Here is a 20868-nt window from a genome sequence, read left to right on the forward strand (position 1 = left end):
ATGCGATAGAAGCCGCATAATAATAATATTTAATTCGTATAGCGGGATGGGCGCGGTGCAGGCAATGCACGCTGGCGACGGAGGAGGACAGTGTGACGGCAACACCAATGGCGCGCGCCCTGACGCAGGACGGCAATCCGATCGCCGAGCGCGGCAAGGGCAGCGTGCGCGAGGGGCTGCTGCGTCAGATCGCGCAGAAGATCGTCACCGGCGAAATGGCGGAAGGATCGACGCTGCCGAACGAGGCAGAACTGACGGAACGGTTCGGTGTCAGCCGGACCAGCCTGCGGGAAGCCATGCAGTACCTGTCGGCGATCGGCATGGTGCGATCCCGCACGCGGGCAGGCACGATCGTCCTGCCGCGGGAGAACTGGAACTACCTCGACCCGCTGGTGCTCGACGCGATGCTCACCGTCGGGGCGGACGAAAGCTTCTACACGTCGCTGATCGACGCCCGCCAGTTGCTGGAACCGGCTGCCGCAGCACAGGCCGCGGCCAATGCCACCGCACGCCAGCTCTCGCAGATCGCCAAGGCGTTCGAGGACATGGTCGAGGCCAATTCGCGCGACAACGAGGAATGGAGCCGTGCCGATCTTGAGTTCCACACTGCCATCATCAATGCCAGCGGCAATTGGGTCTACCGCCAGTTCGCCACTGCGATACGCGCGGCCCTCCTTGCGAGCTTCCGCCTCACCAACCGGGCCAGCCAGTCCCACGAGCAGGCGATCCTCAAGCATCAGGACGTGCTCGAAGCCATCCGCATGCGCCGCCCCGACGCCGCCCGCCATGCAATGGAACAACTCATCGGCGTTGCGCGAAGCGAGATAACGGATGCCCTGCGCAAATCGAGGAACGCGGACATCAAAGACGAGTTTCCTTGATTGAAGCCGCCATCAGGCAAGGCGGACCGCGGTCTTGAATGGGTATTGCCGGCGGTTCATTCGAATGGCTCAGCCGCTGGCCACGTCGCCTTCGGGAGCGGACAGGTGGAACAGTAGTCGAGCCTGTCGACGAGATAAGCGGATACAGCAGAGACGGCGGCGGTGCTCACCCTCGTCATAACGCACGGCGAGGCGCTGTTTCCGTATGAGAGCGAATGCGTCCGCGATGGCCGCGTTGGAACCGATAAGGGCCTCGGCCCGGTGCGCCGCAAGGTCGAAGACGTTTCCGGTCTTGCTCTACAGAACGCGCCTCGACACGCCACGATGGACGACAGCGCGCCGATCAGGGCGCGAGATGGCCTTCCGTCAGAAGCTCGAAGCGGCCTCGAACGGAACGGTTTCCGTAACGCTTCCCTCCCCGGCGCGAACGGCAAGTGCCCGGGATGGCTGCATGCCGAAGCGGCGGAGGAAGAGCTGGGAAAAGTGGCACGGATTGCTGTAGCCGACGGCGATCGCCGCCGGGGTGACATTCAGTTCACCCCTCTCGATCACGCGGCGGGCCTTCAGCAGCCGCTGCTCCTTGAGGAAGGCGTATACGGCTCGGAAGCCCACCGTTTGGTGCAAGAGGCTGTCGCGACACTCCTGAAAGAGCGCAGAACAGCCTCCTCATGTCCCAGGCGAACGAGCCATGCGCTAATTCAATCCCATATGCCGATCATCGCGGTTATGAGAGGATGCTGTATGACAACTGCGCTCCAAACCCGATGCCCGTTCTGAGAAGAATGTCCCCATCTTCCGCTGAACCGTAGCCACCTACTGCTTGAAACAGTTCACGCGATGCCACTGGAGGAAACGCGGATGCGGTTGCTCAAATGGTCGTTATGGTACAATCGTCCGGTCTTGTTGATCAGGCCCTGGACACTCTCCAAATCGTTGGCTTGCCCCGAGATCAGGATATCGGGCTCATCCGATAGGCTGATCAGTCCGCGGTCGAACATCCAGTGTGCCGTGCCTGACAGCGCAATCCCATCGGTAAGGATATCGGGTCCGTTCGCCTCGACAGGCCGGATATGCGCGGCATCGACTTCGGCTCGCCCGGCACGATGAGCTTCAGGCCGGTGATCGCGCATCGCTTGTCATGGGCCTGCAGAACGAGCCGGCGAAACATCCGGTCGCGAACGAACCGCGACGCCCCTTGCTGTCATCGAACAAACTATTGACGGATGTGCCGAACAATCACTGATTTAAGTTTCTCGACGTCCTTCATGTTGATGGCGTCGACCATCTCGTAGTGCTCCAGGCTCGATTGCTGGATGCGGGCGCGCGTGATCCATTGCGAGACCGGCGCTGACGACGTGCGCTGGCGGATCTCCGTTACGAGGCTTACCAGTTCGTCGTTACCGCAGAGCGAGAGCAAAGCGTGGTGAAACGCCAGGTTGGCCTCATAGAGGTCGATCGTCGTTCCATCCAGGATGACCGCATCGAACCGGTCGGCAAGACGGCGCAGTTCGGCGATCGCGCCCGACGTGGCATTGTCGATGATTCTGTCCGCAACGCCTGTTTCCAGCAGGATACGGATCTCGCTGACCTGGCGTGCACGATCTCCATCCGGCTCGAACACGTGGTAGCCGCGGTTCGGAACGTGCTCGACGATCCGCTTTTGCGTTAAGCGGTCCAGGGCACGTCGAACGTCCGGCCGGCCGCAGCCATAGCGGCGTTCAAGGTCGATCTGCTTCAGCCATGTCCCCGGCGCCAGAACACCCGTCTGGATATCGTGGAGGATGAGGTCCGTCACGTCGACGGTCTGCACCGCCTCGCTTTCCTTCGGCTTCATCGTCTTCATCCGCCCCAAATCTCCCATAGCGTCGAGCATCCAAGTTGCTTCGTGCAAAAATATAATCACCGCCGGCTCTTGCGTAAATCCAAAATCGGCGCATAAATTGGCACCAATTTTGGATAATATTGAAGTCGAGGCGGATCGATGAAGAATGCGGATGCGGTTTGGGCGTTGGTCGACGAAAAGGGACCGGCCTTTGCGGCTCTTAGCGACCGCATCTGGGACACGCCTGAAACGAACTACGAGGAGTACCGATCGAGCGCTGCGCAGGCCGCGATGTTGGAGGCGGAAAGCTTCCGCATCGAGCGCGGCATCGCAGGGATGCCCACCGCCCTCATGGGCGAGGCCGGCGAGGGCGGTCCGGTCATCGCCATCCTCGGCGAGTTCGACGCTCTGCCCGGCCTCAGCCAGGAAGCGGGTGTCGCGGAAGAGCGACCGATGGTGGAAGGTGGAAACGGCCACGGCTGCGGGCACAATCTGCTGGGGTCCGGCTCCATGCTGGCGGCCGCGGCCGTCAAGGACTACCTGAAGAAGAACCGCCTGCCGGGCCGCGTACGCTATTACGGCTGCCCGGCCGAAGAAGGCGGCTCCTCCAAAGGTTTCATGGTCCGCGCCGGCGTCTTCGACGATGTCGACATCGCCATTTCCTGGCATCCCGCCGCTTTCGCCGGCGTCAACAACCCCCTGTCGCTTGCCTGCAACGAAATCCTGTTTCGGTTTGCTGGCCGTGCTTCGCATGCATCCGCGTCACCCCATCTCGGGCGCAGCGCGCTTGACGCCGTCGAGCTCATGAACGTCGGCGTGAATTATCTGCGCGAACACATGCCGTCCACCGCGCGCATCCACTATGCCATCACCGATACCGGCGGCCATGCGCCGAATGTCGTGCAGGCCCGGGCATCCGTGCGGTATCTCGTGCGGGCGCGGACACTGCCGGAACTGTTCGAACTCGTTGAGCGGGTGAAGAACGTCGCGCGGGGCGCCGCCCTGATGACGGGAACATCCGTCAGCGACGCGGTGGTGAGCGGGGATGCCAATCTGGTCGGCAACACGCCGCTGGAGCAACTGATGCACCGCAACCTCGAGCGCCTTGGACCTCCGGAGTTCGACGATGCCGATCGCGATCGCGCGGCTGAATTCCAGCGCACGTTCAGCGATGCCGACATCGCCGCCTCGTTCGGCCGTTTCGGCCTCAAGGTGCGCAAGGGCGTTCCTCTTTGCGACGTGATCTTTCCGCCGGAGAGCGGGGACGGCACGCTGGTCGGCTCGACCGATGTCGGCACGGTCAGCTGGGTGGTGCCGACGGTGCAGATGCGTGGTGCGACCTATGCCGTGGGAACGCCGGGCCATTCCTGGCAGCTCGTCGCCCAGGGCAAGTTGCCGGCCGCGCATAAGGGCATGATCCACGCGGCCAAAGTGATGGCCAGCACGGCGGTCGATCTCTTTGCCGATCCGCAGGAAATCGCCGCCGCCAAGGCCGACCATGCCGCCCGGCTGGAAGGCACGCCCTTCGTCAATCCGATCCCCGACGACGTCAATCCGCCGCTACCGGAGAAGGCCGATGCCTGAGCTCCCTTTCGAGCCGGACCGTGACCGGCTGATGGCCCATATCGGAGAATTCGCCAAGCGTGTGAAACTCTCCGGCACGCCGCAGGAGCGGGAAAGCTTCGACTATCTGCAGCGACAGATGGCTTCGTATGGCTACGAGACGCGGCTCATCGAACATGATGCCTATATCAGCCTGCCCGGCGAGGCCCGGCTGAAGGTCGACGGCGGCGATATCCGTTGCATCACCCATTCCATGTCCGCCTCCAGCCCTGCCGACGGCCTGACGGCCGAGGTCGTCTATGGCGGCGACGGCAGCCCGGCGGATTTCGCGCGCCTCGACGCGCGGGGACGGATCGTCCTAGTCGATGGGATTGCGACCGAGGAAGTCGCAGCGCAAGCGCGCGATCACAGCGCCGCGGGGCTCATCCATGTCAGCCCGAACGAACTGCTCTATGAGATGTGCGTCTCGCCGGTCTGGGGCAGTCCTTCGCAGCTTACCCGCGATCAACTGCCGACCGCAGTGATCTGCACCATCGCCGCGGAAGCCCGCGCGATTCTGCGGGAGCGCTGCAAATCCGGAGAGACCGTCAATGCCACCATGTGGGCGAGCGTCGACACGGGCTGGCGCAAGACGCCGATCCTCGTAGCGGAACTCGACGCCTTCTATGCGACCGATGACGAACGGCCTTTCGTCCTGTTCTCCGGCCATCATGATACCTGGCATTTCGGCGTCATGGACAATGGCGGGGCCAACGCCACCATGCTGGAGGCGGCGCGGCTACTGGCCGCACGCCGCGACCGCTGGCGCCGGGGCCTGCGGATTTGCTTCTGGTCGGGCCATTCCCATGGGCGCTATTCGGGGTCGGCCTGGTATGCAGACGAATATTGGGACGAACTCGACCGGCGCTGCGTGGCGCATGTCAACGTCGATTCCACGGGCGGCGAAGGTGCCGATGTTCTCGCCAATTCCGCCGTCATCGACGAGTTGAAGGCGCTTGCCGCCGAGGCCGTGCTGGCGGAGACCGGTCAGGTGCATGCCGGGCGGCGCCACGGCCGCGCGGCCGACCAGTCCTTCTGGGGCGTGGGCCTGCCCTCGATGTTCGGCAGCCTCAGCCACCAACCACCCGGGCCGATCAGGATGCCGACGGCGCTCGGCTGGTGGTGGCACACGCCGCAAGACACCGCTGAGCATATCGATCCCGCCAATCTCGTCCGCGACACGCGCATCGTGCTGCGCGTATTGGACAGGTTGCTGACGGACGAGGTGCTGCCGCTCGACTACGGCGCCACGGCGGCGTCGCTGCAGCGCGAGCTCGAACGGATCGGCACCGATCTCGCCGGCCGGTTCGATATCACGCGGTTGATCGCCGAGGCGGAGCGGTTCGGCGAGCTCGCGGGGGCGGTCAGACGGCGGGCGGCGTCGGCGACCGGCGCAGAAGCGCGCGCGATCAATCGGGCGCTGATGCGGGTCTCCCGGCTGCTGGTGCCGCTCAACTATACGCAAGGCAATCGCTTCGTTCACGACAGCGCCCTGCCCCATGCGCCCTGGCCGTCGCTCGACGGGCTACGCGCGCTGGCGACCGCTGAGGCGGACGAGGACGCACTCTTTCATGCCGTGCATGCGCGGCAATGCAGGAATCTTGCCGCATACGCATTGCGGGAAGCCCAAGCCGCGCTGGCGACACTCTAACCACCAGCACGATTCAACGGGACCGGACAAAAAGCCGGTTCGAAGAAAGGGGAACTTGAAATGACCAAACTGGGAATTCTTGCGGCCGTGACCGCAATGGCCCTGTCCGCAGCCGTCGCACCGGCAGGCGCGAAGGACTGGACCCATGTAAAGGTGGGCATCGAAGGCGCCTTCCCGCCATGGAACGCGCTCGACTCCAAGGGCGCTCTCACGGGTCTCGACGTCGAGGTCATCGATGATCTCTGTGCCCGGGCCAAGGTGGAATGCGAGCTCATCACTGGTGAATGGAGTGCGATGATCCCGAGCCTGAACGCTGGCAAGTTCGACCTGATCATGACGCTGGGCATCAATGCCAAGCGCCGGGAAGTGGTGGACTTCACCGTGCCCTATGCCTCCGGTGTCGCCACCTTTATCGTCCTCAAGGATGGTCCCCTCGCCTCGCTGCCCATGGCAGGCGAGCGGCTGAACCTCAACGACAAGGAAAAGGCCGATCCGGTGATGGCCGAAATCGGGACCGTGCTGAAGGGCAAGACCATCGGCGTCGTCCAGTCGACAAGCCAGGAACAACTGATCAACGCCTATTTCGGCGACACTGTGACGGTTCGTACCTACAAGAACTCCGCCGAGCGCGACCTCGACCTCAAGGCTGGCCGCATTGACGCAGGCTTCGACAGCGGCGTCTACGGCACCTCGATGCTCGCCAAGCCCGGAAACGAGGAGCTCACCATGGCCGGCCCGCTGCTGAAGGGCGCCATGCTGGCAACGGAGGTGGCCATGGGTCTGCGCAAGGGCGAGACTGACCTCAAGGAAAAGTTCGATGCCGCCATCAAGGAGGCGGCCGCCGAAGGGGTCATCAGGCGCCTTTCGGAAAAATGGAGCAAGCTCGACCTGACGCCGTCCTTTGACCAGTAGAGAGGCCGCCGCCCCGCCATCGCGGGGCGGCCCCTTGTTGATCGCTGATCGCATGCGGAAGGATCGCGCATGAATCCACCTGGCTTTTTTGAAACTTTCGGCTTCGGGCCGGACGGCTGGGGTGCCGCGCTGGCCGCTGGCGCCGTGATGACCGTGCTGATCGCCGTATGCGGCTTTGCGATCGGCGCCGTCATCGGCATTTTCGGCGCCTGGGCGAAGATTGCCGGCGGCCCGGTGTCGCGCACCGTCGCCGGCACCTACACCACCGTCCTGCGCGGCATTCCCGACCTGCTCGTCATCTACCTCTTCTATTTCGGGGGATCGGCGGTGATCTCCTCGATCGGGCGCCTGTTCGGCAACGAGGGCTTCATCAGCTTTCCCGGATTCTTGGCTGGCGCACTCGCCGTTGGCGTCACGTCGGGGGCACAGCATACCGAGGTGTTTCGCGGCGCCTTTCGCGCGGTCCATCCTGGTGAAATCGACGCGGCGGTCGCGTGCGGCATGTCGCGGATGCTGCGGTTCCGCCGTATTGTTGCCCCGCTCACGCTGCGACATGCGCTGCCAGGCCTCGGTAACGTGTGGCAGGTCGTTTTGAAGGAGTCGGCCCTCGTCTCCATCACCGGCGTCGTGGAACTGCTCCGCCAGTCGCAGATCGGCGCCGGCTCGACCGGAAGGCCGTTCGATTTCTATGTCGTCGCTGCCGCCCTCTATCTCGCGATCTCCACCTTCTCGGGCCTCGCGCTGCAACTGGCCGAAAAGCGCAGCCGGCGTGGAACCGGGAGGGCGTCATGAACTTCGTCTTCATGTGGGAGACCTTCCTGGAACTCGTCGCAGCCGTGCCGACGACGCTCCGGCTGGCCGCGACGGCCGTGAGTCTCGGTGCCGTGCTGGCCTTGCTGCTCGCGCTTTGCCGCACGTCCGGCCTGCGCATCCTCGACTGGCCGGCGCGCTTCTACATCTACGTCTTTCGCGGCTCGCCGCTTCTGGTGCAGATCTTCCTGATCTACTACGGTCTCAGCCAGTTCCCCGAAGTGCGCCACAGCGCCGTCTGGCCGATCCTGCGGGAACCCTACTGGTGCGCCGTTATCGCGCTGATGATGAACACGGCCGCCTATTCGGGCGAGATCATCCGCGGTGGGCTGCTTTCGGTTCCCGAGGGGCAGATCGAGGCAGCGCGGGCCTGCGGCATGTCGCGGTTCCTCGCCTTCCGGCGCATCGTGCTGCCGCTCGCCATCCGCCAGGCGCTGCCCGGCTACGGCAACGAGATGATCTCCATGGTGAAGGCCACCTCGCTCGCCTCGATCATCACGATCATGGAGATCACGGGCGTCGCGGCCAGGATCATTTCCGACACCTACCGGGCGATCGAGGTCTTCCTCGTCGCCGGCGCCATCTATCTCGCCATCAACTTCGTCCTGACGCGTTGCGTCGCGTTCCTAGAATACCGGCTGAGCGGCCACCTGCGCCAGCCCCTGCCAATCCGCCTGCGGGTGACTGGAGACAGCCCATGACCATGCCCGAAATCCTGTCCGAACCCGTGGTGGTCGTGAAGGACCTGCACAAGAGCTTCGGGCCCGTCAAGGTGTTGAAGGGCATCTCCCTCAAAGCGCACCAGGGCGAGGTGATCTCGATCCTGGGATCGTCCGGCTCCGGCAAATCCACGCTGCTTCGCTGCATCAACATGCTGGAGACGCCCGATGCCGGAACCGTCACGGTGGCGGGCGAGACGATCCGCCTCGTTTCGACGCCGCACGGCAAGAGTCGAGCCGCCGATCAGCGGCAGGTCGACCGGATCCGTACCGGCCTTGGGATGGTGTTCCAGAGCTTCAATCTGTGGACCCACAAGACCGTCCTCGAAAACTTGATCGAAGCGCCGATCCATGTGCAGAAGCGCCCGCGTGCGGAATGCATAGAAGAGGCGGAGGCGCTCTTGGAGAAGGTCGGCATCGCCGAGAAGCGAAACGCCTATCCGGCGCATCTGTCCGGCGGCCAGCAGCAGCGGGCCGCCATCGCCCGCGCGCTCGCCATGAGGCCGAAGGTGATGCTGTTCGATGAGCCCACCTCGGCGCTCGACCCGGAACTGGTGGGCGAGGTGCTGCGCGTCATGCGGGCTCTCGCCGAAGAGGGGCGCACCATGCTGGTCGTCACTCATGAAATGGGCTTTGCCCGGGATGTCTCGAGCCGAGTCGTGTTCCTGCACAAGGGCGAGATTGAGGAGCAGGGACCGCCCGCGGACGTCTTCGGCAACGCTAGGTCGGAGCGCTTCCGCCAGTTCATCAGCAAATAACCAGCCACTGCAACGAAACAAAAGGGGAATTCAATGCACAAGCACGTAATCGTCCTGGCCGCGGCGCTGGCCGTCGCCGCCGTCTTTGCACCGGCCGCATCGGCCGAGGACAAGAACAAGATCACCATCGCCACCGAGGGCGCCTTCCCGCCCTATAACCTCACCCGTCCCGACGGTACGCTCGACGGCTACGACGTCGAGCTCGGCAACGACCTGTGCGCCCGGATGAAGATCGAATGCACCTTCGTTGCCCAGGCCTTCGACGGCATGATCCCGGCGCTCACCGCCGGCAAGTTCGACGCCATCATGGCCGGCATGTCCGCCACCGACAAGCGCAAGGAGGTCATCGACTTCTCCATCTCCTACGGCAGCACCGGCCAGTCGTTCGCCACGCTGAAAGGGAGCCCGCTCGCGGATCTGCCGATGAAAGGTGAACTCTTCTCGCTGGCGACCAACGAGACCGGCGCGCGCAAGGCCGCGGAGGAGCTGAAACCGCTGCTCGAGGGCAAGGTCATCGGCGTGCAGACCGCTTCCATCGCCGCCCGCTTCATCGATGAGTACCTGAAGAACGCGGTCGAGGTGCGGGAATACAAGACCACCGAGCAGCATGACCTCGACCTGGTCGCCGGACGTGTCGATCTAACGATGGCGTCGATGGGCTACCTAGTGACCGCGGTCGAGAAGCCGGCAAATTCCGACATGGTCATCGCCGGCCCGCGTTTCCAGGGCGGCATGCTCGGCGCCGGCAGCTCCGTGGGCCTACGCAAGGAGGACGCCGCCCTCAAGGTCAGGTTCGACGAGGCGATCCATGCGGCGATCGCCGACGGCACCATCAAACGCCTGTCGGAAAAGTGGTTCGGTTTCGATCTGACACCCCATTGATGTCAATCTCCTATCGCCTGCGGATCGCCGCCATACGTGGCGGCGAACATGGAAAAAAGTTGTGGCGATTTGGCCCATAACAATTCCTTGCTTTTGAGCGGAACGAACCTCCGATTCTCCCAATTTCAACGAAAAGAGACCGCGCTACCAGCTCACGTCGCCGCCATTCGGTGAGATCGATTGTCCAACCATGAAGCTTGCTTCCTCGGATGCAAGGAAAACGTAGGACGATGCAATTTCCTCCGGTCTCGCAATTCGCCGGATCGGAAGCTGTGCCTGTTTCCATTGCCGCCATTCAGGATCACTGGCACGCCAGGTGGCCGTGTCAGTCGGGCCGGGGCATACGCAATTGACGAGGACGCCCCTGGACGCGACCTCCTGGGCGACGGCGGCGGTCAAGGCGACCACCGCCGCCTTCGTGGCGCTGTAGACCGCCGCGCCCGCCGCCGGCTTGTGCGCCAGTTGGGAGGCGGTGTTGATGATGCGGCCATATCCCCGTTCCAGCATCGGCGGCAGGCCGTGCCGCAACCCGAAGGCGACGCCGCGCAGGTTGACGTCGAGAAGCCTTTGCCAGTCCTCCTGGTCCAGCGTGATGAAATCGCCCGGCGGCTGGCCGATGCCCGCGTTGTTGACGAGGATATCGATACTTTCGTATCGCGCGACGGTCGTCTCAACGGCGGACGCGACGTCCGACTCGACCGTTACGTCGCACTCGACGGAGAAGGCTTCGACTCCGCCCGATGCGATCTCCGCTGCCACGGCCGCGCGTTCGGCCTCATGGCCCCGGTCGGCGACGACGACGTTTGCGCCCTCGCGCCCGAAGGCGAGCGCCACGGCGCGGCCGATGCCGATCGCGCCGCCGATGACCAGCGCATTGCGTTTCGCAAGCCGCGGCATGCGTGTCCTCCTTCCCGCCGGCCGCGCTCAGGCTACGGCGGTGACCATGACCTCGACCGTATAGTGGGGTGCGGCCAGCCGGGCTTCCACGCAGGCTCTCGCCGGCGCGCAGCCCTCCGGCAGCCAGGCATCCCAGACCGCATTCATCTCTTCGAAGGTGCCGATATCGGTGAGCCAGATCGTCGCCGTCAGAATCCGGCCCTTGTCCGTGCCGGCTTCCCGGAGCAGCCCTTCGATGCGCGCAAGGATGTCGCGGGTCTGCTCGTTTACGCTGGCGCCGGGGGCACCGCTTGCCACCTGTCCGGCGAGGTAGACCAGGTCGCCGTGCTTGACGATCTGGCTCATGCGCTGGTTGGTGTGGGCGCGTTCGATGGTCATGTGTCTGCTCCTGGGGTTGTGTTGTCTGGTCAGGTGAGGGATTCTTCGCGGCCCCGCACGAGCTGGGAAAGCGCCACGGCGATCACCAGCGCACCCCCGTAGAAGAGGTCCTGCACGAAGGTGTCGATGCCGAGGATGGATAGTCCCGTGATGCCGGTGACGAGGAGATAGACGGCGATCATGGAGCCGAGGGGATTGAAGCGCCCCGGCGAGATCGCGGTCGCGCCGAGATAGGCGGCGGCGAAGGCTGGCAGCATGAGCTGCGTTCCGGAGTTCGGGTCCGCCGAGCCGGAGGTGCCGGCGTAAAGCACGCCCGCGATGGCGGCGAAGACGCCCGAGGCCACGAAGCAGATCAGCCGGACGCGCGTGACGGGAATTCCCGAAAGCCGCGCCACTTCGCGCCCGCGGCCGACGAACAGCGCCTTGCGGCCGAACGACGTGAACTCGACGACATAGAGAAGGAGAAGCGCGAGCGCGAGCGCATAGTAGAAGGCAAGCGGAATCCCCAGGAACCGCGTCAGGATCACCGCGTTGACCAACCCCCAGTCGACGCCGCCGATCGTGCGCGAGCTGCTGATCCACAGTGTCAATCCATGCAGGAACGTGCCCGTGCCCAGCGTGACGATCAGCGAGTGGATGCGGAAATAGAGCGTGAAGAACGCGTTCAGGAGGCCGGTGAGGAAGCCCGCCGCCACGGCGGCCATGATCGCAAGGCCGATGGGCCAGCCGTAATTGACGTTGAGAACGGCGATGATCATGGACGAGAGCGTCAGCACCTGCGCGATCGACAGGTCGATGTCGCCCGCTGTCAGCGGAATAATCAGCCCCAGTGTCAGGATCACCAGAACCGCCTGGGAGCCGAAGATGCTGGAGAAGTTCGGCCAGGTGAGAAAGGTCTCGGGCGCGATGACGCCGAAGATCGCGATGATCAGCAGCCAGGCGATCAGGAGCGCGAAGCGCTCGAGTTCCACGAGGAAACGGCGCCGGCCGTGGCGCGGGACATCGTGCCCCGCCGGGGGATTTTCTGTGACTGCTTTGCTCATCGGAGATTCTCTTCCAGAAGGGCGGGCGCTGCCTCGAGCGTGCCCGCAAGGCTGTCGAGGCAGCTTTCCGTGATGGTGGTCTTGTTCACGTCCGCGCCCGTTAGGCTCGCCACGACGCGGCCATGGCTGAAGACGAGGACGCGGTCGCATATCATCTCGAGCTGCTCGTGGTCGGAACTGGCGCAGATGACCGCCGCGCCGCGGGCCGCCGCATCCCGGATGAAGCCGTAGACCTGGTGGCGGGCGCCGACGTCGACGCCCTGCGTCGGTTCGTCGAGGAGGATCACGGCAGGCTCGGTCTGAAGCCATTTGGCAAGGACGACCTTCTGCTGGTTTCCGCCGGACAGTTCGCGGATGAGGCGGCCGGAGTCGCGGGGCCGGACGTCGAAATCCTCCACCAGGCGGGCGGCGTGGCGCGTCACCTCGACGGCGCGGACGAAGAGGCTCGGCAGCGACCGGCCGAAGGCCGGAAGAGCGATGTTCTCGGCGACCGTCAGCCCTTCCGCGATCGCCGCCTTCTGGCGGTCCGCGGGAACGAGCACCATGCCCCGGTCGATGGCCCGTGCCGGCGTCATGTCGGAAAGGCTCGCCGTCTCGCCCGAGACCGTGAAGGTGCCGCTTTCGGCCTTCTCGGCCCCGTAGAGATAGTAGGGGACCCGGTCGTAGCCCGATCCCACGAGACCGGTGAGGCCGAGCACCTCGCCCGCCCTGACGTCCAGGTCGAGCGACGCCAGGTCCGCCGTGCGAAGGTCGTGAACCGATATTGCCGGCCCTCCCTGCGGCGTCGCCGACGCGGGCCGTTCCGAGGCAAGATGGCGCCCGACGATCGCGGCGATGAAATCGGCCTTGCTGGCTTCGGCCGTCGTCAGGGTGGCGGCGATGCGGCCGTTGCGCAGAACGGTCGCACGGTCCGTCAGCTCCTTGACCTCGTCCACGTCGTGCGAGACGAAGATGATGCTGGTTCCCTGCCCCGCAAGGGTGCGCACGAGCGCGAAAAGGCGCTCGACGTCCACGCGCGACAGGAACGGCGTCGGCTCGTCGAGAATGAGGAGCCCGCCCTTGCCGCCCGTCGTCTCCATGATCTCCCGGAAGGCGCGGATGATGGCGACCAGCGCGCGCTCGACCGGAGCGAGGTCGCCGACCGGCAGGCGGGGATCGATGTCCAGGCCGGCCTCGGCGAGGATGGCCGCGGCCTCGCGGTGGGCCGCGCGCCAGCGGATGAACGGATTCGCCTGCCGCACGAGCCGGCGCGCCAGCAGGTTCTCCGTGACGGACAGCGACGTGACCAGACCGAGGGCCTGGTGCACGACGGCGATGCCATATCGGTTGAACTCGCCGGGCGGCAACGGCAGGGGCAGATCCACCCCCGCCAGCGTCACCGCGCCGCCGTCCGGCGCATAGACGCCGGAGAGCATCTTGATGAGGGTCGACTTGCCCGAGCCATTATGGCCGAGGAGCCCATGGATCTCGCCATGGCCGACCGTCAGCGAGACATTGTCGACGACCTTCGAGCCGCCGAAGGACTTCGTCAGCCCCTCGACGATCAGATTGGCGGTCCGGGACGCCGCCTCGGCCATTATTGCAGGCCCCAGAGCTTGCGGTAGCCGGCGAGGTACGCATCGCCATAGCCGGTGGAGATCTGCGGCGGCTTTCCGGCCGTGTCCGCGTTCGAGGCATCGAAGATGTAGAGCGGCACCTTGGGGTCCTTGACCGGCGGCAGGCCGCACAGCATGCGCATCTCGGCATCGACGATGGCGTGGGCGACCCAGTCAATGCTTTCGCCGATATCCATCTCGACCTTGCCCTGCTGGACGAGCTGCAGCACGTAGGGGCTTCCGTTGAAGGTCGCGATCTTCACGCGGTCCGCCGACTGCGTCAGCTCCACCGCCGGCACGACGAACTGCGCCATGCCGTCGTAGATCGGCAGGATGTAGTTGATGGCGGGGTCGCGCAGCAGCGCCGACTGAACCGTGGACTGCATGCGGGTCGCCCAATCCGTTACCGGGACGTTGATGTACTGGACCTTGCAGTCCTCGCACGCCTCCATCACCTGCTTGATGCCGTTCTGCAAGGAGTTGGCCGAGAACGAATCCTCGGCCACGATGGCGAGGACATTCGCCTTGCCCTGCGTCTTGAGGATCGCCCATTGTGCCATCAAGCGGCCGGCCTGGGTGTAGTCGATATGAACGTTCTGGAAGGGTTCCGGAGCCGGCGTATCGAAGCCGGACGCATGTGCCGCGACGATCTTCAGCCCGGCCTGGTCGGCCTGCATCGCCTGTGGAAGCAGGACGCGCGGGTCCGACATCAGCACGTCCACGAGATCATAGCCCTGCGTGATGGCCTGGTTGATGCCCTGAATCCACTGCGAGGGCTGACCCTGCGTCTGGTAATGATCGTATCGGAAGCCGACCTCCTTTGCGATCTCGGTCATGCGGGTGGCTACCCCGCCGGTGAACTCGACGGCGCTGGAGAAAGGCACTACCATCAGCTTCTTGTCCGCCATGCAGGTCTTCGCGTCAAAGGGCTCGCCCGCGGGCACGAAGGCCGGCAGCTTCTGGTGCTCGGCGATGCTGGCCTGTATGGCGTCCAGATCCACCGCGCCGGCCGCAACCGGAACCGCGGCCATGGTGGAGGCAAGTGCGAGCCCCGCAAGGTTCGTGAGAAATTTCGTCGTCATCTGCTTTCCCTCTGGATGGACCGCTGTCGCGGTGCGTTTTTCTGTTTTTTGCAACAAGGCGTGTTCGCCGTGAAACCAAGTGTTCCGCTCTGCCGCCAGGGTAGGATCGTAACCTCTGACATTTCATGCAATCGAATTGATTTGAAGAAGTCGCTTCAAATTTCCTGAAGTAGCGCAGCCGCGTAGGATCGGATGCCCTCCGGCAGGGTAATCCGCGCGCGCCAGCCGAGATCCCTGGCCACCGCATCCAGGTCGTAGGGACCTTGCGGATCGGAAAGCGGATCCTCCTTGTCGCCGACGAGGACCGGCGGGCCTGGTACGATCTTCCGGACAAGCTCTGCCAAGTCGCCCATCGTAATGCCCCGGTCCGCCGCGATCGTATAGGCGGGCTTCCGGATGGACCCGGCGCGGACCGCCGCGACGACGGCGTCGGCGACATCCCCGACGTGAACGTAGTGGTAGCGCTGGTCGCGTCCGTAGGACAGGCAGGCCGGCTTGCCCTCCAGCCCGGCAAGGATCAGGTCCCGGATGGCGCAGGGCGTCCTGCGACCCGGCCCGTAGACGGCCGCGATGCGCAGGCTCACGCCCGAAAGGCCGCATTGGTGCGAACAGGCCTCCACCAACGCTTCTCCGGCTACCTTGCTGGCGGCATAGATGGACGTCGGATGCAGCGGCCGCTCCTCTTCCACCATCACATCCTCCGGCGTCCGACCATAGACGGCAGCCGAGGAGGCGAAGACGAAACGGGGTATGCCTCGCGCGACGGCGAGTTCCAGCAGGTTCACGGTGCTTTCGATATTCGTCCGCGCCACATAGCCGGGATCGTCCCGGTGGAGGGCCGGCCCCGAGACCGCGCCGCAATGGACGATGGCCGAAATCTCGCGGGACTGCGTGATTGCCGCCAGCCGCCGTGCGTCGCGCAGGTCGCAGGCGACGATGCTCCCGCCCGGATCGTCGGCGAGATCCAGGCCGAACACGGCGGTCCCTTCCCTTCGCAGCGTGGAGGCCACGGCTCTCCCGACGAGGCCGGCCGCGCCCGTGACGAGAACGGCGCCGCTCATGGCCGCGCAGGATGCGTGTTGCGCCAGTGGTCGGCGATGTCGATCCTGCGGGTGACCCAGACGTCGTCCGCGGCCGCCACATGATCGAGGAACCGCTCCAGATCCGCCGCCCGGCCGGGCCGGCCGACGATCCGCGTGTGCAGGCCGATGCTCATCATGCGCGGCGAAACCTGCGCTTCCCGCCGCAGGAAGTCGAAGGCCTGGATCAGGTAGGCGGAGAAGCTCGGCGACTGGTAGCCGAAGGTGTTCACGTAGCGCCCGTCATTGTTGTCCAGCGTATAGGGCACGACGAGATGATCCTGTCCCTCCACCTCGACCCAGTAGGGCAAGTCGTCGGCGAAGGAGTCGGCATCGTAGGTGAAGCCGCCCGCCTCGACGAGCAGGCGGCGCGTGTTGATGCTCATCCGCCCGGTGTACCAGCCGGTCGGCCGCGTTCCCGTCACTTCGGTGTGGATGCGGATCGCCTCGGCGATCTGCGCCCTTTCCTGCTCCTCGGGCATCTCGGCATATTGGATCCAGCGCAGCCCGTGCGAGGCGATCTCGAAATTCGCCTCCTTCATCGCGGCCACGGCGTCCGGGTTCTTCTGCAAGGCGGCCGCGATGCCGAAGATGGTCACCGGAAAATTGCGCTGCGTGAACATGCTGTAGAGCCGCCACCAGCCGACGCGGCTGCCGTATTCGTATTGCGACTCGACATTGATGTTGCGGATGTTCGCGAAGGCGGGCGTCGGTTCCTCCGTGAGGAACGCCTCGCTCTGCCGGTCTCCGTGCAGAACCGAGTTCTCGCCGCCCTCCTCGTAATTGATGACGAACTGCACGGCGAGCTTCTTGCCGCCCGGCCACCGGGGATCGGGCGGATTGCGTCCATAACCTTTCAGATCGCGCGGATAGACCATGGAATGTCTCCTCTGTTCTTCAATATGCCAGTGCGTGCAGCCCTGCGGCCAGAACGCGGATCCCCGCCACAATGTCCTCGACCGACGAGAATTCGTCCGGCGTGTGGCTGCGGCCGTCCTTCGACCGGACGAAGATCATCGCAACATCCGCGATGGCCGCCATCTGCTGCGAATCGTGGCCGGCGCCGCTCGCCATGGTCATGAACGGCACGCCCTGCTCGGCGGCGACGCGCTGGAGGGTCGATACGATGGCGGGGTCGGACGGGGATGGCTCGTGATCGAGCATGACCTCCCAGTCGATCTCCAGGCCGCGCCGGTCGGCGACTTCCCGCATCAGGCCCTCGTGCATCGCATAAAGCCTGCGCCGCGCCTGCGGGTCGGGATGGCGCGCATCGATGGTGAAGCCGACCTTGGCGGGGATGATGCCCGGAAAATTCGGCTCGACGACGACGCGCCCGATCGTCGTGACCGCCGGCCGGCCGATGCGGTGCGCCGTATTGATCAGCCCGGAGGCGATTTCGGCGAATCCGGCAAGCGGGTCGTGGCGAATGTCCATCGGGAAGGCGCCCGCATGGTTCTGCACGCCCCTGATCTCGCCGCGGTAATGGCGGATGCCGGTGATCGCGTCGACGATGGCGACGGGAAGGCCCGCCTGTTCCAGGATCGGCCCCTGCTCGATGTGCAGCTCGACGAAGCTGCCGATGTCGTCGCGACGGGCTTCGGGGATGCGTGCCGGATCGAGCCCGACGTCGCGCATCGCCTGCGCGATGGTCTCGCCGGAAAAGGCGATGACGCGCTCGGGATCCTCGGGCGAAATGCGCCCCGTGACGGCGCGCGAGCCCCAGTAGTTCGCATTCGGGAATCGGCTGGATTCCTCTTCGCAGAACGCCACGGCCTCGATCGTCCGCCTCGGCGTGCCGAACTGCTCCTTCAGCGCCTTGAGGGCGATGAGCGCGGCAAGCGCGCCCAGCGTGCCGTCATAGCGGCCGCCGGGCGTCTGGGAATCGATATGGGAGCCGGAGGCGATCGACTTCTCATCCGTCGATCCTCTCAGCCTGCCCCAGACGTTGCCGACGGCGTCGCGGTGCACCTCCAGCCCCGCCGCCGCGCAGGCATCGGCATAGTAGTCCGTCGCCCCGACCCATTCCGGCGAATAGACCGTGCGGGAAACGCCCGTTTCCCCAACTGCTCCGAACGCGGAGATTTCCAGGATGGTTTTCTCGACGAATGCCGGGTCGATCTCGATGTGCTTGGTAGACACGTTTCCTCGCTGTCTCTCGTATTCTGTCCAGCAGTCGGCCCCATGGCCATAGCCGGTAATGGGAAATTCATTCCATGCGCGGCATGCCAGGAAAAACGAATTCTTCGATTGACGAAATATCAGGAAAATTGAAGTATCGCCGGAGAGCTTCGGAGGCGGAAATGAACCACCGGCATATCGAGACGTTCTACTGGGCGGCCCGGCTGGGCAGCTTCGCCCAGGCTGCCCATCGCCTGAACGCGACCCAATCCGCCATCTCCATGCGCATCCAGGAGCTGGAGATGCGCATCGGCGTCCCCCTGTTCGACCGCTCGCAACGGACGGCGCGGCTCACCAACCAAGGCGTGCTGCTGATGCCCCTTGCCGAAGAGATCCTCCTGGCCGCCGAACGCTTCCGGCAAGCGGCTGCGGCGAAGGAGGAGGTGGTCGGCTATATCCGGCTCGGCGTGGCCGAGATCGTTGCGCTGACCTGGCTGCCGGAGCTGATCAGCGTGGTGCGCCGCACCTATCCGCGCCTGCAGCTCGAGATCGAGGTCGCGCTTTCGCACGTCATCGAGGAAAAGCTCGATGGAGGCGCCCTCGATATGGCGTTTGCGGCCTGTGAAATGCCCCAATCCCGCTTCGCATCCACGATCCTCGAATCGATCAATTTCTGCTGGATGTGCAGTCCGTCCGTTCCCGAGATACCGGAAACCGTCACGCCGCGGAGCCTGAGCGAGCTGCCGGTCATCGCCACGTCGCGGGAATGGCAGTTCCGCGGCTCTACCCTAAACTGGATAACCGCAAACGACGTCCACTTCCGTAACCTAACGATCTGCAACACCTTCCGCACGGCCGCCGATCTGGCGATCGCCGGACTGGGCCTCGCCTATCTGCCGGAACGGCTCTATCGGCGGGAGCTCGAGCACGGGCGGCTGAGGCGACTGCGATCCGATCCAAAGTCGGCCCCCTTGCAGATTTACTCGATACGGCCGATCAGCAACGGGCTGCCGGCCCATCAGTTGCTGGAAGGAACCGCCGAGGCGGTCGTTGCGGCCAACGGAAAAAGCGATACCGACGCCAGCATCGGCGATCGGCATGGTGCGCATGATCGGCGTCCCCGCGCAGAGCCGAATGAAATCGCGCTGATGCGCAACGATATCGGAGGCAATAGTCCGCCCACTGACTCTCAGGTCTGAATGATCCAGATGGGCCGCGACCTGCGCGGTAGCAGTTTCAGGCACGGCGGCAAGTGAAAAAAGGTCATCAGAACGTACATCAAGACGATGTCGCTGATCGGCGCTAGCGGCGACGCACATGACCATATCTGGATTTCCGAGAAGTTATTCTTGCTGCGCGGGTTATGCTCCTAAATCTCGTCGTCGCAGTGTTTGACGAGCGCGCGGATTCTGTTGAGATCGTCCGGAGAGCGCGGGAGCGGATCGAGCTTGCCGACCAGTTCGGCAAGTTCCAACCGGAGACGGTAGATCTGGAAGACCTCGTCGATGATCGAGACCTTCTCGCCACGCGCGATGTCGAGGTTGATATTGTCGAGAACGGTAAAGGCGCCGTAGCATGGGCATCTCGGTCATCCGTATCTCCTCGAAAGCCAGCCGTCCATGACGCGGACCAGTCCCGCGGAGAGGAGGCTCATCACCAGAAAGAAAAGCTCCACGAGCGTTACCGGTTCGGTGTGTTGAGCGCCGTGGAAGCTTCCCACTGGCCTTTCGGGACGGCCCGGATGGCGCCGCGATCGCATGCCCGGTTCTCGCCTCGAAGGCCGGGTGCGTTCCGCAAGCAACGGAGCCGAACCGAATAAAGAGCCGTATGTTGGCGGTCTGCGAACGGCCGAGATGTTCGTGTTGGAGCAGCCGGACATAGAACGTCGGCACGCCCATCAGCACGGTGCTTTGGGGAAGGGCCGCAATGACCTGGTCGGCATCGAATTTCGTAAGGAAATACATCGAGGCATCGGAAGTAAGGACAACGTTGGTCGCCACGAAAACCCATGGTGTGGAAGATGGGCAATGCGTTGATGAGCCTGTCGTCCGGGCCGAAGCGCCAGTGATCCTTCAGCACCATCGCATTGGAGAGCAGGTCCTCATGCGCCAGTATAGCCCCTTTCGAGCGACCCGTCGTACCGGACGTGTAAAGGATCGCGGCAAGGGTTCCCGGGCCGCATTCGCGAAGCCGGCGGATTGCTCGCCGGCCAGCTCCAGCAGGGAGCCGGTGCCATCCACATCCAGTGTGGCTACCAGCGCTCTGTGAAGGGTCGCAACACCGGTCAGCCCCTCCCGCCGATCTATGTCCGTTACGACGAGGCGGGTTCGCATCGCCCAGGAAATAGTCCAGTTCCCTCAGGGTATAGGCTGAGTTGAGGGGAGATAGACCGCGCCGCTCCGGACGCAAGCCAGATACAGTATGATGGTCCAAACGTTCTTCTCCGTCTGAACCGCGACACGGTCTCCCCGGCGAAGGCCGAGCCCGACGAGCGCGTGGGCGATGCGGGCGGAGATCGCCCAGCTGTCGCGAAAGGTGAATGCCCTTCCCTCCGGCAGTTCGACGAATATCCTGTCGACATCCTCAATCCCGGATTGAAGGCTGTCAAAGAGATGATTTGACATGATTAAGCTTTCCCA

The 20868-nt window shown here is 64.4% G+C and carries 21 protein-coding genes and 1 pseudogene; 9 read left to right on the forward strand and 13 right to left on the reverse strand.

Features of this window, described 5'->3' with window-relative positions; all coding sequences use genetic code 11:
• Nucleotides 1–107: 107 nt before the first annotated feature.
• Nucleotides 108–881 (forward strand): FadR/GntR family transcriptional regulator, encoded by a 774-nt coding sequence (locus ACIIOY_RS20620; protein ID WP_411036592.1) that lies wholly within the window; start codon nt 108–110, stop codon nt 879–881.
• A 366-nt stretch (nt 882–1247) separates the two neighbouring features.
• Here the strand turns inward: ACIIOY_RS20620 and ACIIOY_RS20625 are convergent, their stop codons facing one another.
• The 3 genes and pseudogenes from ACIIOY_RS20625 to ACIIOY_RS20635 form a co-directional block, all read right to left on the reverse strand.
• Nucleotides 1248–1505, reverse strand: a complete 258-nt coding sequence (locus ACIIOY_RS20625; protein ID WP_411036553.1) for a helix-turn-helix domain-containing protein — start codon at nt 1503–1505, stop codon at nt 1248–1250.
• Nucleotides 1506–1694: 189 nt separating this feature from the next.
• Nucleotides 1695–2079: pseudogene (locus ACIIOY_RS20630) on the reverse strand (HNH endonuclease); the annotation flags it as partial.
• A 15-nt stretch (nt 2080–2094) separates the two neighbouring features.
• The gene (locus ACIIOY_RS20635) at nt 2095–2724 is read right to left on the reverse strand and encodes a GntR family transcriptional regulator (RefSeq protein ID WP_411036554.1); all 630 of its coding nucleotides are present in this window, start codon (nt 2722–2724) and stop codon (nt 2095–2097) included.
• Between the two features lie 138 nt (nt 2725–2862).
• Between ACIIOY_RS20635 and ACIIOY_RS20640 the strand changes: the two genes are divergently transcribed.
• The 7 genes from ACIIOY_RS20640 (at nt 2863) to ACIIOY_RS20670 (ending at nt 10037) form a co-directional block, all read left to right on the forward strand.
• Nucleotides 2863–4287: a M20 family metallopeptidase gene (locus ACIIOY_RS20640; RefSeq protein ID WP_411036555.1), complete on the forward strand. Its 1425-nt coding sequence runs from the start codon at nt 2863–2865 to the stop codon at nt 4285–4287.
• A gap of 31 nt (nt 4288–4318) precedes the next feature.
• Nucleotides 4319–5956 carry a M28 family peptidase gene (locus ACIIOY_RS20645; RefSeq protein ID WP_411036556.1) on the forward strand — a complete coding sequence of 546 codons (1638 nt, stop codon included), beginning with the start codon at nt 4319–4321 and terminating at the stop codon, nt 5954–5956.
• A 60-nt stretch (nt 5957–6016) separates the two neighbouring features.
• A complete protein-coding gene (locus tag ACIIOY_RS20650; protein ID WP_411036557.1) occupies nt 6017–6868 on the forward strand; it encodes a transporter substrate-binding domain-containing protein in 852 nt (283 codons plus the stop codon).
• 69 nt (nt 6869–6937) lie between these two features.
• Nucleotides 6938–7660: an ABC transporter permease gene (locus tag ACIIOY_RS20655; protein ID WP_411036558.1), complete on the forward strand. Its 723-nt coding sequence runs from the start codon at nt 6938–6940 to the stop codon at nt 7658–7660.
• Nucleotides 7657–8379 (forward strand): ABC transporter permease, encoded by a 723-nt coding sequence (locus ACIIOY_RS20660; RefSeq protein WP_411036559.1) that lies wholly within the window; start codon nt 7657–7659, stop codon nt 8377–8379. The genes ACIIOY_RS20655 and ACIIOY_RS20660 overlap by 4 nt, the downstream gene beginning before the upstream one ends.
• Nucleotides 8376–9155, forward strand: a complete 780-nt coding sequence (locus ACIIOY_RS20665) for an ABC transporter ATP-binding protein (RefSeq protein ID WP_411036560.1) — start codon at nt 8376–8378, stop codon at nt 9153–9155. Before ACIIOY_RS20660 ends, ACIIOY_RS20665 begins: the two co-directional genes overlap by 4 nt.
• 33 nt (nt 9156–9188) lie before the next feature.
• Nucleotides 9189–10037 carry a transporter substrate-binding domain-containing protein gene (locus tag ACIIOY_RS20670; protein ID WP_411036561.1) on the forward strand — a complete coding sequence of 283 codons (849 nt, stop codon included), beginning with the start codon at nt 9189–9191 and terminating at the stop codon, nt 10035–10037.
• Between the two features lie 144 nt (nt 10038–10181).
• Here the strand turns inward: ACIIOY_RS20670 and ACIIOY_RS20675 are convergent, their stop codons facing one another.
• The 8 genes from ACIIOY_RS20675 to ACIIOY_RS20710 all read right to left on the reverse strand — a co-directional run bounded on the left by ACIIOY_RS20675 (nt 10182) and on the right by ACIIOY_RS20710 (nt 18250).
• Nucleotides 10182–10934: an SDR family NAD(P)-dependent oxidoreductase gene (locus tag ACIIOY_RS20675; RefSeq protein ID WP_411036562.1), complete on the reverse strand. Its 753-nt coding sequence runs from the start codon at nt 10932–10934 to the stop codon at nt 10182–10184.
• 27 nt (nt 10935–10961) lie between these two features.
• The gene (locus tag ACIIOY_RS20680) at nt 10962–11312 is read right to left on the reverse strand and encodes a RidA family protein (protein WP_411036563.1); all 351 of its coding nucleotides are present in this window, start codon (nt 11310–11312) and stop codon (nt 10962–10964) included.
• A gap of 29 nt (nt 11313–11341) precedes the next feature.
• Complete coding sequence (locus ACIIOY_RS20685; RefSeq protein ID WP_411036564.1) at nt 11342–12355, reverse strand: ABC transporter permease; 1014 nt, start codon at nt 12353–12355, stop codon at nt 11342–11344.
• A complete protein-coding gene (locus ACIIOY_RS20690; protein WP_411036565.1) occupies nt 12352–13932 on the reverse strand; it encodes a sugar ABC transporter ATP-binding protein in 1581 nt (526 codons plus the stop codon). Before ACIIOY_RS20690 ends, ACIIOY_RS20685 begins: the two co-directional genes overlap by 4 nt.
• The gene (locus ACIIOY_RS20695) at nt 13932–15032 is read right to left on the reverse strand and encodes a sugar ABC transporter substrate-binding protein (protein ID WP_411036566.1); all 1101 of its coding nucleotides are present in this window, start codon (nt 15030–15032) and stop codon (nt 13932–13934) included. Before ACIIOY_RS20695 ends, ACIIOY_RS20690 begins: the two co-directional genes overlap by 1 nt.
• 155 nt (nt 15033–15187) lie before the next feature.
• Nucleotides 15188–16093, reverse strand: a complete 906-nt coding sequence (locus ACIIOY_RS20700; protein WP_411036567.1) for an NAD-dependent epimerase/dehydratase family protein — start codon at nt 16091–16093, stop codon at nt 15188–15190.
• Nucleotides 16090–16989, reverse strand: coding sequence for an allantoinase PuuE (gene puuE, locus ACIIOY_RS20705; protein WP_411036568.1), 900 nt, complete (start codon nt 16987–16989; stop codon nt 16090–16092). Before puuE ends, ACIIOY_RS20700 begins: the two co-directional genes overlap by 4 nt.
• 19 nt (nt 16990–17008) lie before the next feature.
• A complete protein-coding gene (locus ACIIOY_RS20710) occupies nt 17009–18250 on the reverse strand; it encodes a hydantoinase/carbamoylase family amidase (RefSeq protein WP_411036569.1) in 1242 nt (413 codons plus the stop codon).
• Between the two features lie 74 nt (nt 18251–18324).
• Between ACIIOY_RS20710 and ACIIOY_RS20715 the strand changes: the two genes are divergently transcribed.
• Complete coding sequence (locus ACIIOY_RS20715; RefSeq protein ID WP_411036570.1) at nt 18325–19428, forward strand: LysR family transcriptional regulator; 1104 nt, start codon at nt 18325–18327, stop codon at nt 19426–19428.
• A gap of 481 nt (nt 19429–19909) precedes the next feature.
• Here the strand turns inward: ACIIOY_RS20715 and ACIIOY_RS20720 are convergent, their stop codons facing one another.
• Both ACIIOY_RS20720 and ACIIOY_RS20725 read right to left on the reverse strand, forming a co-directional pair.
• Nucleotides 19910–20662, reverse strand: coding sequence for an AMP-binding protein (locus ACIIOY_RS20720; RefSeq protein WP_411036571.1), 753 nt, complete (start codon nt 20660–20662; stop codon nt 19910–19912).
• Nucleotides 20587–20853: an AMP-binding protein gene (locus tag ACIIOY_RS20725; protein WP_411036572.1), complete on the reverse strand. Its 267-nt coding sequence runs from the start codon at nt 20851–20853 to the stop codon at nt 20587–20589. Before ACIIOY_RS20725 ends, ACIIOY_RS20720 begins: the two co-directional genes overlap by 76 nt.
• Between the last annotated feature and the right edge of the window lie 15 nt (nt 20854–20868).

This window comes from Shinella agrisoli, from assembly GCF_046557955.1.
Taxonomy (GTDB): Bacteria; Pseudomonadota; Alphaproteobacteria; order Rhizobiales; family Rhizobiaceae; genus Shinella.